Source organism: Georgenia sp. G2120 (genome assembly GCF_055326485.1).
Window position 1 is genome coordinate 42,070 of the sequence record NZ_JBUZNL010000015.1, and the last position, 13,540, is coordinate 55,609.

At 69.2% G+C, this 13,540-nt stretch carries 13 protein-coding genes; all 13 read right to left on the minus strand.

The window, feature by feature from the left end:
* Positions 1-14 precede the first annotated feature (14 nt).
* Positions 15-1,208: an NAD(P)/FAD-dependent oxidoreductase gene (locus ACZLMO_RS14370; RefSeq protein WP_425713142.1), complete on the minus strand. Its 1,194-nt coding sequence runs from the start codon at positions 1,206-1,208 to the stop codon at positions 15-17.
* Position 1,209: 1 nt separating this feature from the next.
* Positions 1,210-1,413, minus strand: a complete 204-nt coding sequence (locus ACZLMO_RS14375; protein WP_425713141.1) for a ferredoxin — start codon at positions 1,411-1,413, stop codon at positions 1,210-1,212.
* A gap of 44 nt (positions 1,414-1,457) precedes the next feature.
* Positions 1,458-2,657 carry an amidohydrolase family protein gene (locus ACZLMO_RS14380; RefSeq protein ID WP_425713140.1) on the minus strand — a complete coding sequence of 400 codons (1,200 nt, stop codon included), beginning with the start codon at positions 2,655-2,657 and terminating at the stop codon, positions 1,458-1,460.
* On the minus strand, positions 2,654-3,232 hold the full coding sequence (locus ACZLMO_RS14385) for an amino acid synthesis family protein (RefSeq protein ID WP_425713139.1): 579 nt from the start codon (positions 3,230-3,232) through the stop codon (positions 2,654-2,656). Before ACZLMO_RS14385 ends, ACZLMO_RS14380 begins: the two co-directional genes overlap by 4 nt.
* Before the next feature lie 191 nt (positions 3,233-3,423).
* A complete protein-coding gene (gene menE / locus ACZLMO_RS14390; protein ID WP_425713138.1) occupies positions 3,424-4,974 on the minus strand; it encodes an o-succinylbenzoate--CoA ligase in 1,551 nt (516 codons plus the stop codon).
* 18 nt (positions 4,975-4,992) lie between these two features.
* Positions 4,993-5,910 carry a 3-hydroxyacyl-CoA dehydrogenase NAD-binding domain-containing protein gene (locus ACZLMO_RS14395; RefSeq protein ID WP_425713137.1) on the minus strand — a complete coding sequence of 306 codons (918 nt, stop codon included), beginning with the start codon at positions 5,908-5,910 and terminating at the stop codon, positions 4,993-4,995.
* Complete coding sequence (locus ACZLMO_RS14400) at positions 5,907-6,698, minus strand: crotonase/enoyl-CoA hydratase family protein (protein ID WP_425713136.1); 792 nt, start codon at positions 6,696-6,698, stop codon at positions 5,907-5,909. Before ACZLMO_RS14400 ends, ACZLMO_RS14395 begins: the two co-directional genes overlap by 4 nt.
* Positions 6,699-6,719: 21 nt before the next feature.
* A complete protein-coding gene (locus tag ACZLMO_RS14405) occupies positions 6,720-8,012 on the minus strand; it encodes a TRAP transporter large permease (RefSeq protein ID WP_425713135.1) in 1,293 nt (430 codons plus the stop codon).
* 52 nt (positions 8,013-8,064) lie between these two features.
* Positions 8,065-8,571 (minus strand): TRAP transporter small permease, encoded by a 507-nt coding sequence (locus tag ACZLMO_RS14410; RefSeq protein ID WP_425713134.1) that lies wholly within the window; start codon positions 8,569-8,571, stop codon positions 8,065-8,067.
* A gap of 5 nt (positions 8,572-8,576) precedes the next feature.
* A complete protein-coding gene (locus tag ACZLMO_RS14415; RefSeq protein ID WP_425713133.1) occupies positions 8,577-9,641 on the minus strand; it encodes a TRAP transporter substrate-binding protein in 1,065 nt (354 codons plus the stop codon).
* Between the two features lie 51 nt (positions 9,642-9,692).
* Positions 9,693-10,751 (minus strand): TRAP transporter substrate-binding protein, encoded by a 1,059-nt coding sequence (locus tag ACZLMO_RS14420; protein ID WP_425713132.1) that lies wholly within the window; start codon positions 10,749-10,751, stop codon positions 9,693-9,695.
* A 147-nt stretch (positions 10,752-10,898) separates the two neighbouring features.
* Positions 10,899-11,783 (minus strand): amidohydrolase family protein, encoded by an 885-nt coding sequence (locus ACZLMO_RS14425; protein WP_425713131.1) that lies wholly within the window; start codon positions 11,781-11,783, stop codon positions 10,899-10,901.
* 84 nt (positions 11,784-11,867) lie between these two features.
* Positions 11,868-13,538 carry a thiamine pyrophosphate-binding protein gene (locus ACZLMO_RS14430; protein WP_425713130.1) on the minus strand — a complete coding sequence of 557 codons (1,671 nt, stop codon included), beginning with the start codon at positions 13,536-13,538 and terminating at the stop codon, positions 11,868-11,870.
* Between the last annotated feature and the right edge of the window lie 2 nt (positions 13,539-13,540).

Genomic DNA, 13,540 nt, shown 5'->3' on the forward strand with positions numbered 1-13,540 from the left:
TCAGGTTCGGTCGATCAGCGCACGGCCGAGATCGCGGCGGGTGCGATCTCCTGCCACGGCACCTGGTCGCGGATGGCCGTGCGGTACTTGACGAGCTGGCGGGGTGCGTTGACCGCCACGGCGCCACGGATGACGCCGTCCCGCCCGTACAGGGCGGTCAGGCGCGTGTCGGTCGCGTCCTCGACGACGACGTCGGTGGCAGCGATACCGGTCCCGACGAAGCGCATCTTGGCGGTGAACTGGTCGGACCAGAAGTAGGGGACGCTGCTGTACGCCTCGCTGGTACCGAGCAGCGTGTGCGCGGCGTGCCGGCCCTGCTCCACGGCGTTGGTCCAGTGCTCGACACGCATCTCCTCGTCGAAGAGCGGGTTGTACCAGCGGGCGATGTCACCGGCTGCGACCACACCGGGGACACCGGTCGACAGGTCGGCACCGGTGAGCACGCCGTTGGCGACACTCAGACCAGAGCCCTCGAGCCACTCGACGTTCGGTGTAGCCCCGATCCCGCCCACGACGATGTCCGCATCGAGCACGTCGCCCGTGCTGAGCTCAGCACGCACGCCGCCCCTGGTCGCCTCGAACCGCTCGACCGAGCACGTGCACACGATGTCGATGCCGTTGCGCGTATGAAGGTCGCGGAACCACGCACCGACCTCGTCCCCCAGCGCGCGGGCCAGCGGTGCTCGACCGACCTCGATGACGGACACGTCGACGCCCATCTGGCGGGCGGTCGCAGCGATCTCAAGGCCGATGAAACCGGCACCGACGAGCAGGAGGCGCTTGCCCGGACGCAGCTTCTCACGCAGCTCCGCCGCATCACCGATGTCGCGCACGACGTGTGCGTCCGGCAGCCCGGAGACGACGGGCAGCCGGCGGGCCCGCGACCCGGTCGCGAGCACGAGGCCCTCGTAGGGCACCTCGGTTCCGTCGGCGAGGTGGACGACGGTGTTCGTGACGTCGAGGCCGGCCGCCGCGGCCCCGAGCCGCACGTCGATCGCGTGGTCCTCGTACCACTGCGGCGAGCGCAGGTAGAGCTTCTCGACGTCGACGCCGCTCGAGAGTGCTTCCTTCGACAGCGGCGGGCGGTCGTAGGGCAGGTGCTGCTCCGCCGAGATGATGGTGATCTCTCCGTCGAAGTCGCGCTCGCGCAGGGCTTCGGCGGCGTGCACGGCGGCGAGCGACCCACCGACGACGACGACCCGTCTCATCTCAGTCTTCCTCGAGCGCGATGGCGCGCGCCGGGCAGCCACGCACCGCGTTCTCCGCGAGTGCACGATCGCTGTCCGGGACGTCCTCCTTGAGGAGGATCGCCTTCTCCGCCTCGTCGTCGAAGTCGAAGTAGCCCGGTCCCTCGATCAGGCAGTTGGCATAGCCCTGGCAGAGGTCGAGGTCGAGCGTGAGCTTGAGTGCCATGAGTAGTCGTCTCCTTCGTGATCCGGGCGGGTGCCCGGCGGTGCTCAGTGGCCGGAGGACGCCAGGTGCGCGAGCGCCGGCGTCGGCGTGACGGAACGAGCGGATGCGGGTGTGTTGCGGGAGCGCAGGGCGCGCACCTCTCCCCCGGTGACGACGGCGGCGATGCCGGGGATGTCACCGGTGGCCAGGGCGCCGTGCGCGTCTCCGGCGAGCGAGCCCCAGGGGGCGTCCATCAGGACGAGGTCGGCCGTACGGCCCACCTGGAGGAAGCCGGCCGGCAGGTCCCACGTGCGGGCGTTGTTGCCTGAGGCGGCGGCCCACAGCACGGCGGGATCGACGTCGGTCCACGAGGACAGCTCGGCGACCGTCTTGATGACACCGAGCGGCATGACGCCGGTCCCGGTGGGCGTGTCGGAACCGATGACGATCCGGGCCAGCATGCCCTTCGCGGCGGCCCGCTCGAGGATGCGCACCGAGGAGCGGAAGTTGCCGGCCTGGACCAGCTGGAGAGCCATGTCGGTCTCGTCCATGATCCGGTCGACCCCCGCGGGGTCCAGCGCGGTCGGCCCACCGTTGATGTGGCCGCAGATGTCCGGGGACAGGGCGAGCAGGTGGTCCGGGGTGATCGGCTGGCTCCCCGGGATCGACGCACCACCGGAGTGGCACATGACGCGGATGCCGTGCTGCTGCGCCCAGCGCACCTGGTCGGCGCCGTCGGCGGGGTCCTCGTAGAGGCCGAACCCGAACTTGGCGAGGTTGACCCCGGCCTCCTGCAGGTCGGCGAAGTCCTGCTCGGTGAGCGTGGGCTCGAGGACGACGGCGCCGGCGTGCACGGTCATGCCGCCGGGGCTGAAGTTCCGGAAGGTCGAGCGCGCCGCGATGGCGAGCGCCTTGACGCCGATCGCGTCGTGCGGTCGGCCCGGCGCGTGGATCTCGCCCGGCGACACCACGGACGTGATGCCGCCGTGGACGTAGCTGGCGAGGAAGTCGACCGTCTTCTGCCGTGGCGTGTAGTCGCCGAGCACGACGTGGCAGTGCGAGTCGATGAGGCCGGGGGCGAGCGTCATCCCGTCGGCGTCGAGGACCTGGTCGGCGGACTCGACCTCTGCGGCGAGCGACGCACGGGTCCCGAGGGCCGTGATCGTGCCGTCGGTGGCGATCAGCGTGTCGATCCCGTCGAGGACCGGAGAGTCGATGTCCCCGGAGAAGACGGCTCCCGCGCCGACGACAGCCAGGCTGGTCACGCCGTCGCCCCCTTCTCCTTCGCCTCGGCGAGCGACATGCCGCCGACGCGGGCGTTGATCCGGCCACGGTTGGTGACGGCGCCGATGATGAGCAGCTCGTCGGGACGGGGCGCGTCCGGGACGCGGACCTCGGTCGCGTCGTAGTGGCTGCGCACCCAGACGTCGTCCTTGAAGGCGGTCGGCACGTCGATCGTGTCGCCGGCCAGCCCGACCTTGGTCACCGAGGTGATCCACGCCTTCCCGCCGCCGATGGCGTCGCGGAACGCGTTGCCGTAGACGGAGGTCAGTGCCGCGTTCACGTGCTCCTGCTCGCCGTTGATGCCGGCGATCCCCGCCTTGCCGTAGCTCTCGACCGGCGCGCCGAGGAGTTTCGCCGCCTCGGTCCCCAGTAGCGTGCCGAGCTCGGCGGAGGCGTCGATGATCGGCTGGAGGTCCTCGATGAAGCCCTTCCCGGCGTAGGGGTTGGCCACGACGGCGGCGACGACGACCTTGCGCAGCGGCTCACCGTCGTCGGTCGCGCCGGCAGCGGTGTAGGTCACGTCGACCTGTGAGAAGAGCTTGCGGATCTCGAGCACGTGGTCCTCCGGTGGAGTAGTGGTGGCGGTGCGGGCGATCGGCCCGGCGACGGTGGATCGGACGATGGTCGGAACGCCGTCGCTACGCTGGTACGGCTCCTGTGATGCGTTCGATGCTAGGTCGGCGACGAGAAGCGGCCCATTACCCAGCCGGGTCAATTCGGCCCGTTCCGCACCGCCGGATCACCCGCTCAGGACCCGGTGCGGCCGGAACCGGCGGTGCCCGCGGCGCGCTCGCGCAGGTCCTTCTTGACGACCTTGCCGGACGCGTTCCGCGGCAGACGATCGAGCACCTCGTACGTTCTCGGCACCTTGTAGGCGGCAAGCCTGTCCCGCAGGTAATCCTTGAGCTGCTCACCGTCGACGCTCCCGCCGTCGACGAGCACGACGTACGCGTGCCCGACCTCCCCCCAGCGTTCGTCGGGAACGCCGACGACGGCGCAGTCGGCAACGGCGGGATGGCGGAACAGAGCATCCTCCACCTCGGCCGGGTAGATGTTCTCGCCGCCCGAGATGATCATGTTCTTCAGCCTGTCGACGATGTAGACGAACCCTTCCTCGTCCTGGATCGCCACGTCGCCGGATCGCAGCCAGCCGTCGGCGTCGACCGTCTCGGCGGAGGCTTCCGGCATCTCCCAGTACCCCCGCATGACGTTGGGACCGGAGAGGATGACCTCGCCCTTCTCGCCCTGACGTACGTCGTTGCCGAGCGGATCGACGATGCGGAGGTCGCTGAAGAAGCAGGGCGTCCCCGCGGAGCCGACCTTCTCGAGCGCCCGGTCCGCACGCAGGAAGGTCGCGTTGGGCGAGGACTCGGTCATCCCGTACCCCTGGAGGAAGGTCAGGCCCCTGTCGGCGTAGGTCTCGATGAGCGCGCGCGGCAGGGGCGCCGATCCGCACGGGAGCGTGCGCAACGACGAGAAGTCGGCGCCCGCCCAGCGGTGAGACTGCGCGAGAACCTGGAACATCGTCGGCACGCCGAGGAACATCGTCACTCGGTGGCGCTCGATGAGGTCGACGGCGAGATCGACCTCCCACGAGCGCATCATCACGGTGGTACCGCCCTTGAGGACGGTGGTGAGGAAGCAGTTGTTCATCCCCGCGGTGTGGAACAACGGGGCGACGAGCAGGCTGATCTCATCGGTACGGATGTCGATGTCGATCATCATGTTGATCGAGTTCCACGTGATGTTGCCGTGCGTCATCATCACGCCCTTGGGGTGTCCGGTGGTCCCCGATGTGTACTGGATCATGGCGACGTCCTCGAGCGTGACGGGTTCGTCGATCGGGGTCTCGGCACCTCCCGCGAGGACCTCCTCGAACTGCTCTGCACCATCGACCGGCAGGTCCCCGACGGCGATCCGGTGCTCGATCGGCAGGTCGTCGTCGAGGGCGGCAACGGTCTCGCGCAGGTCGCCGTCGTGGATGATTACCTGGGCCCGCGAGTCGGACAGGACGTAGGAGTGCTCGGAGGGGGCCAGGCGGACGTTGAGCGGGACGATGACGGCCCCGAGCATCGTCACCGCGAAGAACGTCTCGGCGAGCGCCGGGTGGTTCGGACCGAGGTAGGCGACACGGTCTCCGTGGCGGACACCCCTGGCACGCAACGCATGAGCGAGCCGCACGCTGCGCCGGTGGAGCTCGCGGTAGCTGAGCTCGGCACCCTCGAAGAGGATGGCGGTCTTGTCCGGGGTGGCTCGAACCTGGCGGGCGGGCCACGAGCCCACTCCTGCGTCGCGCATGGTGCTGCCCTCTCGTTGCTAGCTCTCGGACTGGATCCGCAGGAGCTGCACGAGCAGCTCCTCGCGGCGTCGGCGGACTGCTTCCGCACCGTCCGCCACGACGGCGGCGGCTTCCTCCTCGACACGGGCGCGCAGCTCGTCGTCGAGTGTCGGCGTGGTCTGGTCGGCCCAGATGGCCTCCATGGTCGGACCCATGCGGTCGTGGATGTCGGCCAGTCCCCCCTCGCCGCCGGAGAGATGCAGGTTGACGAACGGGCCGTACTGGGCCCAGCGAAGGCCGGGTCCGGCACTGATCGCCGTGTCGACGTCGGCCACCGAGACGGCACCGGTGGCGACCAGCGAGTAGGCCTCGCGCCACAGGGCACCCTGGAGGCGGTTGGCGACGTGGCCGACCAGCTCGGCCCGCACGTGGATGGGCCGCTTGCCCAGCGCGGTGTAGGCATCGAGCGCACGCCGCACGTCGGCGGTGCTCGACGCCTCTCCTCCCACGACCTCGACGAGAGGCACGATGTGCGGCGGGTCGAACGGGTGCCCGACCACGACGCGCCCCGGGCGGTGGTCGCAGTGCGCCTGCAGGTCCGTCGGCCGCAGTGCGGAGGAGCTCGAGGCGATGACCACCTCGGCTGCCGCAGCTGCGTCGGCGTGACTCAGCACCTCCTGCTTGAGGTCGAGATGCTCCGGCAGGTTCTCCTGGACGAGCATGACGCCGTCGACGGCCTCGGTGAGGTCGCCGACCACGGAGAGCGTGCCCCGATCTCGGTCGGGCGCGAGCCGGCAGGCCGCGTCCCAGCGCTTCCCGACCCCGGCCCTCAGCCGCTCCTCGGCATCGTCTGCGACGTCGTACGCCAGGACGTCGTACCCGCGGGCCAGGAAGTGCGTGGTCCAGCTCGCGCCGATGAACCCCGTCCCGACGACGCCGACGGAACCGGCACTCACGCGTCCTCCTCGCCGCCACCCGCGGGGCGCACCCGCTCGGACCGACCGGACAGGAAGTCGCCCAGCCTCGACCGAGCCTCGGTGTCCTGCTGCGCGACGGCCACCATGAGCGACTCGGTCACCAGCGCCGCCTCCTGGCCGGCGTCGTGCATCCGCGGCAACATCTGGGTGAGCGCGAAGTTCGTCATCCGCGCGTTGCCGGCGATCCGCTCAGCGATCTTGATGGCCTTCTCGGTCGCCTGCCCCTCGCCGACGAGGTACTGGACGATGCCGGCCCGTTCCCCCTCCTCCGCAGTGAGAACGCGGCCGGTGAGCATCATGTCCGTCATCAGGGCTGTGCCCATGAGCCGCGGAAGACGGGCTGTTCCTCCGCCACCGACGTAGATCCCCCGGGCCCCTTCGGGGAGAGCGAAGTAGGTCGACGTGTCGGCCACCCGGACGTGCGTGGCTGCGGCGACCTCGAAGCCCCCACCGATGACGGCGCCGTGCAGCGCACTGACGACAGGCACCGCCCCGAACTGCACCTGGTCCATCAACCGGTGCCAACGCCTCGAGTGGGTCAGTGCCCCGACGGCGTCGGTCTCATGGAGCTCGTTGAGATCGAGACCAGCACTGAAGTGCGGACCGTTGGCCGCGAGGACGACGCACCCGATGTCGTCCGGCGCACCTCCCACCGCGTCGGCGATCGCCGAGGCAGTGGTCTGGTCGAGCGCGTTGCGCTTGGCGGGTCGGTCGATCGTCAGGACGAGCACGCGTCCGTGCTGCTCCCGGTGCAGAGTCTCGGCCATGGCGTCGTACCTCCTCAGGTCTCAGCTGACGGAGAACAGGATGATCTCGGGGAACACGAAGAAGAGCGCGATCATCAGCCCGAAGGGGATGAGGAAGGGGAACGTCCCACGGAAGACGGTGACGACGTCCAGCGTCTTGTCGAGCCCAGCCGTGATGAACACGTTGACGCCCACCGGTGGTGTGATCGCCCCGATCGTGGTCACCAGCGTGAGGACGATCGTCACCCACACGATGTCGTATCCCAGGCCGGTCATCACTGGGAACAGCAGCGGGATGCTGATGACGAGGAAACCGAGGGCGTCCATGAGGGCACCGCCGAGCAGGTAGATGCCGATGACGATGATGGCGACCACCGTCGGGGCGACGGGGAGGGCCGAGACCCACTCTGCGAGCTCGAACGGCACACGGCTCAGGGCGAGGAAGCGACCGAACACGATGGCGCTGGCGACCAGCAGGATGACCATCGCCGAGATGCGGAGCGTCTCGATCACGCACTGCCAGAACAGCTTGAGCGACATCGTGCGCGTGACCAGGCTGATGACGATCGCACCGAAAGCACCGACGGCTGCGGCCTCGGTCGGAGTGAAGAAGCCGGCGAACATTCCGACGATCGCGACGGTGAACAGGATGCCCACCTCGATGGCGCCGCCGAGGGACCGGAAGCGCTCGCCCCACGTCGCCCTGGGGCCGGCCGGGCCCATCTCCGGCTTGAGCGCCGCGATCACGAAGACGGTGATGAGCAGCGCGAGCCCCGTCAGCAACCCCGGCAGCAGCGTGGCTCCGAACAGGGTGGTGATGGACTGCTCGGACTGCACCGCGATGATGATGAGCGCGGTCGACGGTGGGATGACGATGCCGAGCGTGCCGCCGACGGCAACTGCCGCCCCGGCGAGCCGCGGGTCGTAGTCGTACTTCTTCATCTCCGGCAGCGCGACGGAGCCCATCGTCGCGGTCGCCGCAGAGTTCGACCCGGACACGGCGGAGAACGCGATGCTCGCGAGCACCGTCGTCGCAGCGACTCCCCCCTTGAAGTGGCCGACCCACTTGTACGCCGCATCGAACAGCTTCGAGCTCATCCCGGTCCGGAAGATGATCTGCCCCATGAGGATGAAGAGGGGGACCACGGCCATCGTGTAGGACGAGAACTGCCGGTACAGATCCGAGGCAAGGAGCTGGAGCGCCGCGTCCTGGCCGCTGAGCGTCACGGAACCGAAGAATCCGACGGCGAGCATGGCGAAGGCGACCGGGAGCCTGAGGAAGAGGATCCCGAGCAGGATGACGATGCCGAGAACGGCGATGACCGTGGGACTCACGAGTGGTCTCCTTGGGGAGGTACGGGGTGGGACGCGGGACCTGGCCCGCGGTTCACCAGATGTCCAGCTCGGGGCTGCGGTCGCGCCAGGCGCGAACGACGCGCCCGAGGTCGCCGAGCAGCGCGAGGACGAGCCCGCCGAAGCCGACGACGAGGATCCAGACGATCGCGCCGATCGGGAGCTTGAGGAAGTCGGTCGACGCGCCCGAGGCGGTCATGTTCGAGGAGTAGATGGTCAGGGCGAGCACGACCTGGACCATCAGCGCGATCGAGGCAACCGTCACGATCGCTCCGACGACGAGCTGCACCTTCTTGGGCAGCCGCACGGTGACGATGTCGATGGCGACGTGGGCCTTGTAGACCTGGGCCTCGCCCAGGGCCAGTGCACCGACGATGATCGAGCACAACGAGACGAGCTCGAACGTTCCCGCGAGCGGCTGGCCGAAGAGTCGGAGCACGTAGTTGCCGATGATGACGGCAAGCATCGCGACCACCCCGAGGCCGGCGCCCCAGGCGAGGACACGACTGACCCGCTCGGTGAGGAGGACGAAGGCGTTCATCGCGGTCAGCCCTCTCCGTGCTCGGCCGCGTGCTCGTCGGCCAGCTCGCGCATACGGTCGAGGACCTCCTGGGCGTCGAAGTCCGCGCCCTCGTTGGCTGCCACCCAGTCGTCGGCCAGCCCGCTCATGATCTCGTCCCACTCGGCGGCCTCGGCCTCGTCCACGTCGACGAACTCGACGCCGTGCTCCTCCTCGGCGAACGTCAGCGACTCGGCGACGTTGTCCCCGTCGTGAAGCTCGGACGCAAAGACGCTCATCTCCTCGCGCAGCTCGAGGATGGTGTCCTGGACGTCCTGAGGCAGGGCGTCGAAAGCCTCACGGTCCATGACGGCGACGAAGCTGTTGGACACGCCGAACGGGTAGTCGGTGACGTAGCTGACCATCTCAGCGAGCGAGAAGTCGCGCATGACCTCGCGCGAGGAGATGTACCCGTCGACCACACCGGTCTGCAGGTTCTCGGCGACGTCGGCCATCGACAGCCCGACCGGGTTGGCCCCGAACGCCTCGAGGGTGGGCACGGCCGCACCGGAGCTGCGCAGGCTCACCCCTTCGAAGTCGGCCGCGGTGGTGATCGGGTTCTCGGACTGGATGTAGGCCGGCTCCGTGGTGAAGGCGGTGATGATGACGTAGTCCTCGAACTCCGCGGGCTCGTACTCGAGAAGGAGATCGAGGAAGGTCGCGCTGGCGACCTGGGCGTTCTCCATGCCGATCGGCTGGTTGATGACCGAGGAGAATGCGAACCGTTCCGTGTCGTAGGCGGGAGAGTCCAGCCCGACGTCGACGACGCCCTGACTGACGCCGTCGTAGATGTCTCCGGCGCTGAGGAGGGTGCCACCGGGGAAGGTCTCGACAATGACCTGACCGTCGGTGCGCTCGTTCATCTGGGTCGCCCACTCCTCCATCTGGATCGAGGGGAACGACGCGGCGGGGGCGAAGAAGGCGTACGACAGCGTGATCGCCTCGTCCTCGCCGCCTGCGGCATCGCCGCCCCCGCCGCTACCGGTGCAGGCGGCGAGGACCAGAGCGGTGGCGCTGACGGCAAGGGTGGCGCTCAGGGTCTTGCGCTTCATGATGTGCTCCTTCGGGACGTCGAGGGACGTGACGGATGGTGGGAGGTCGAACTACTGCTGCGCGCTGTGCTCGGCCACGAGCTCGAGCGCTCGGTCGAGGACCGCCTGGGCGTCGAAGTCGGCACCCGCGTGGGCCTCGACCCATTCCTGCTGCACCTGGCTCGTGATCTCGTCGAAGGCGGCCGCGTCCTCCTCGGTGGGTTCGATGAACTGCACGTCGTACTCGGTCTCGGCGTGCTCGATCGCGCCGGCGACGCTCTCGTCGTCCTGGTAGGCGGCCGCGAACTGGGACATCTCGGCGCTGAGCTCGTCGATGACCGCCTGGTCCTGATCGGACAGCGCGTCGAAGTCCTCCTGATCCATGACGGCGACGAAGGTGCCGGCCAGGCCGAAGGGGTACTCGATGACGGTCGAGATCGACTCGGCGAGCCCGAAGTCACGGAGCACGTCTCGCGAGGAGATGTAACCGTCGACGACGTTGGTCTGGAGCGCCTCGGCGACCTCCGGGATGGGCATACCGACCGGGACGTAGCCCAGTGCCTCGGCGAGCGGGACCGTCGCCCCGGACACCCGCATCTCGGCGCCGGCCATGTCGGTGTACGACTCGATGGTCGACACGGACTGGATGAAGGACGGCTCGGCGGTGAAGGCGGTGACGACGTGGTAGCCGTCGAACTCGGTCGGCTCGAACTCCTCGATCAGGTCGTAGTAGACGGCGCTGCCGACCCGACCGTCGGGGATCCCGAGCGGGACGGTGAGGACGGAGCTGAGCGGGAAGCGCGAGGCGTCGTTGTGCGGGGAGTCGAGCCCCACGTCGACGACGCCCTCGGTGACACCGTCGTAGATGTCACCGGCGCCGAGCAGCGTGCCGCCCGGGAACGTCTCGACCTCGACACGGCCCTCGGTCCGCTCCTCGACGAGGGTGGCCCACTCCTCCATCTGCTGGCCCGCGTGCGAGCCCGCCGGACCGAAGAAGGCGTACTGGAGGGTGGTGACCCCTCCCTCGCCACCGGACCCCTCGTTCCCGCCGCCGCTACCGGTGCAGGCGCCAAGAGCTCCGGAGCCGAGCATGGCTACGGCGATCACTGTCGTTCGACGGCGAACGTTCATGCGGTGCTCCTCAGGTGGACAGCCCCGACCTCGTTGTGGGGTGCAGTTGAAGGTAGTTCGGTAAGCCAGTGGCGAATGTGCCCCGACCGGGTACTTTCTCTCGTCAAAGGTCCAACGGGACATGATTGGCCGGCACGGGCGGAGTCATCAGTCCGTGCCGAGCTCGAGACCGAGCAGCCGCGCGGCATTGCGCCGCACGATCTTGTCGAAGACGTCCTCGGGCAGTTCGTACGCCGCAAACTCGTCGAACCACCGGTCCGGGGTGATCGCCGGGTAGTCCGAGCCGAACAGGACCTTGTCCTGAAGCTGTGTGCGGGCGTACCGGACGAGCTGCGGGGGGAAGTACTTCGGCGCCCAGCCCGAGAGGTCGATGTAGACGTTGGGCTTGTGGAGGGCGACCGCGATCGCCTCGTCCTGCCACGGGAAGGAGGGGTGTGCGATGACGATGTCAAGATCCGGGTGGTCGACCGCGACGTCGTCGAGTCTCATGGGGTCGGAGTACTTCAGCCGGATCCCTCCCCCGCCCCGCTGACCACGGCCCACCGCGGTCTGCCCCGAGTGGACGATGATCGGTACGCCGAGCTCGGTGATTGTCTCGTACAGCGGGTAGAACTGGCGATCGTCGGGGTAGAAGCCCTGCTGGCTCGGGTGCAGCTTGACACCGCGGCAGCCGAGCTCACGCACGTGCCGCTCGACATCCCGCAGAGCCTCGACCCCTCGGTGCGGGTCGACCGAGGTGAACGGTATGACGACGTCGTCCAGACCGTGCTCCACCACGGCGAGCGCGATCTCCTCCGCAGACACTCCGGGGGGCTGCCCGGAACGGGTGCGGTCGTCGACGGTGAAGGCGACGAGGGCGAGGTTGCGCTGCCGGTAGTACTCGGCCATCTCCAGGAGGTCGAGGAACCTCCCGCCTCGGAAGGTCGCAGCGATCGCCTCCTCCGCGGGGTTGAGCCGGGTGTCCTCCTGCCCGATCGATCGCATGACGTGCGTGTGGATGTCGATGCCACGGACGTCTCGTCGAATGGTCACGGTGAGTTGCTCCTCGTCGTCGCGGGTGGGAGGTGCCGGTGCGTCGACCGCATGGGGTGCGGCCGGCTCCGTCGGCACCGGATCTCAGTGCCCGAGGAAGTCCTGTTCCGCCCATGGGCCGACGACGTCGGGATCGATGCGCAGGTCGAGGACGTAGGCGCCGTTCGGTTCGCCGCACCAGGAACGGAAGTCGGCGAGATCATCGGTGCCGCGCACCACGGAGCTGCGCAGGCCGAGCGTGGCAGCGACGGAGGCGAAGTCCGTCTCGGGGAACTGGACGAGGTCGAGGCCGGACCCGAGTCGGCGGAAGTGATGGACCTCGGCGCCGTAGGCCGCGTCGTTGTAGATGATGACGGCGACGGGGTGGTCGAGCCGCGACAAGGTCTCGAGCTCGGGAAGAGACATGAGCAGTCCGCCATCGCCTGCCGCGAGCACCGTGAGCCGGTCGGTGCGGGCGACGGCGGCACCGATCGCCGCACCGATCCCGAGTCCGATCGACTGGAAGCCCGCGCTGGAGAAGACGAAGCCGGCCGGGTCGGGGACTCCGATGCACCGGACCGGCCACCCGATGAAGTGCCCACCGTCGACGACCAGCGTGCGCGCGGCGGGCAGGATCTCGTCCAGTGCGCAGGTGATGTCCCCCGGATGACAGCGCCGGTCGGTCGCACGGTCCCCTGCGCCTGCGGTCTCGTCGGCATCGACCTCGCGCTCCTGAAGCCCGCGGGGTTCTGGCTCCACGACGGTCGCCGCTGCTCCCTCCGCGCGCAGAGTCTCGAGCAGCGCCGACACGGTCTCGCGGACGTCGCCGAGCACCTCGAGGTCGACGTGGTCGTTGAGCGACAGCGACACGGGGTCGTCGTCGACCTGGACGACGGTGGGAGCGTGGTCGAAGATCGTGTCCCCGCGCGTGGTCCATGTGGTGAGGGACGCGCCGAGCGCAAGGATGAGGTCGGCGCTCTCGAGCGCCTCGACGGCGGGCTGGTCCGAGAAGCCTCCTGCGATGCCGACGTCCCGGGCGTGACCGGCGAACATGCCCTTCGCGAGCGCGGTCGTCGCCAGTGCCGCGCCGATGGCTTCGGCGAGATCGGTGATCTGCTCTGTCCCGCCGGACTGCCACGCGCCGCGGCCGGCGACGATGACCGGTCGGGACGCGGCGCGCACGGCGCGGGCCAGCGCGTCGAGAGAGTCTGCTGCCGGGACCGTGCGCGGCAGCGGTGCGACGGGAGCCGAGGGCGGCAGGGGGCCCACGATCACCTCGCCCTGGACGTCGAGGGGCATGTCGAGCACGACCGGCCGCCGCTCGACCAGGGCGCGACGGTAGGCGCGGCGAACGTCCTGGGCGACGGTGGCGGCTCCGTAGATGCGCTCGGCGACCCCACCTGCGGCCTCGACGAGCCGCGCCTGGTCGATGTAGAAGTTCGACCGGGTCGCGCCGGCCGACGTGGCACCGGCGATGACGACGAGTGCCGACCGTGCCTTGGCGGCATCGGCAAGGGCCGTCAGCGTGTTGGTCAGTCCAGGACCCTGGTGGACGGTGCACACCGCGATCGCGCCGCTCGTGCGCCAGTAGGCGTCGGCCGCGCCGGTGGCGGCCGACTCGTGACGGGTGCCGACGAAGCTCGCTCCGGCACGGACGAGCGCCTCGGTCGCCTCGAAGTTGCCGCTGCCGACCACGCCGAAGACGTGTGAGACGCCGAGCTCGGCGAGCGTCTGGCCGACGACCTCGGACACCAGTGTCCTGCCGTGTGCACTCATGG

Bases quoted from the DNA above. Each gene is read 5' to 3' on its own strand.
- ACZLMO_RS14370 (WP_425713142.1), bottom strand. From the start codon at position 1,208: ATGAGACGGGTCGTCGTCGTCGGTGGGTCGCTCGCCGCCGTGCACGCC.
- ACZLMO_RS14375 (WP_425713141.1), bottom strand. From the start codon at position 1,413: ATGGCACTCAAGCTCACGCTCGACCTCGACCTCTGCCAGGGCTATGCC.
- menE (WP_425713138.1), bottom strand. From the start codon at position 4,974: ATGCGCGACGCAGGAGTGGGCTCGTGGCCCGCCCGCCAGGTTCGAGCC.
- ACZLMO_RS14400 (WP_425713136.1), bottom strand. From the start codon at position 6,698: ATGGCCGAGACTCTGCACCGGGAGCAGCACGGACGCGTGCTCGTCCTG.
- ACZLMO_RS14410 (WP_425713134.1), bottom strand. From the start codon at position 8,571: ATGAACGCCTTCGTCCTCCTCACCGAGCGGGTCAGTCGTGTCCTCGCC.
- ACZLMO_RS14415 (WP_425713133.1), bottom strand. From the start codon at position 9,641: ATGAAGCGCAAGACCCTGAGCGCCACCCTTGCCGTCAGCGCCACCGCT.
- ACZLMO_RS14420 (WP_425713132.1), bottom strand. From the start codon at position 10,751: ATGAACGTTCGCCGTCGAACGACAGTGATCGCCGTAGCCATGCTCGGC.
- ACZLMO_RS14430 (WP_425713130.1), bottom strand. From the start codon at position 13,538: ATGAGTGCACACGGCAGGACACTGGTGTCCGAGGTCGTCGGCCAGACG.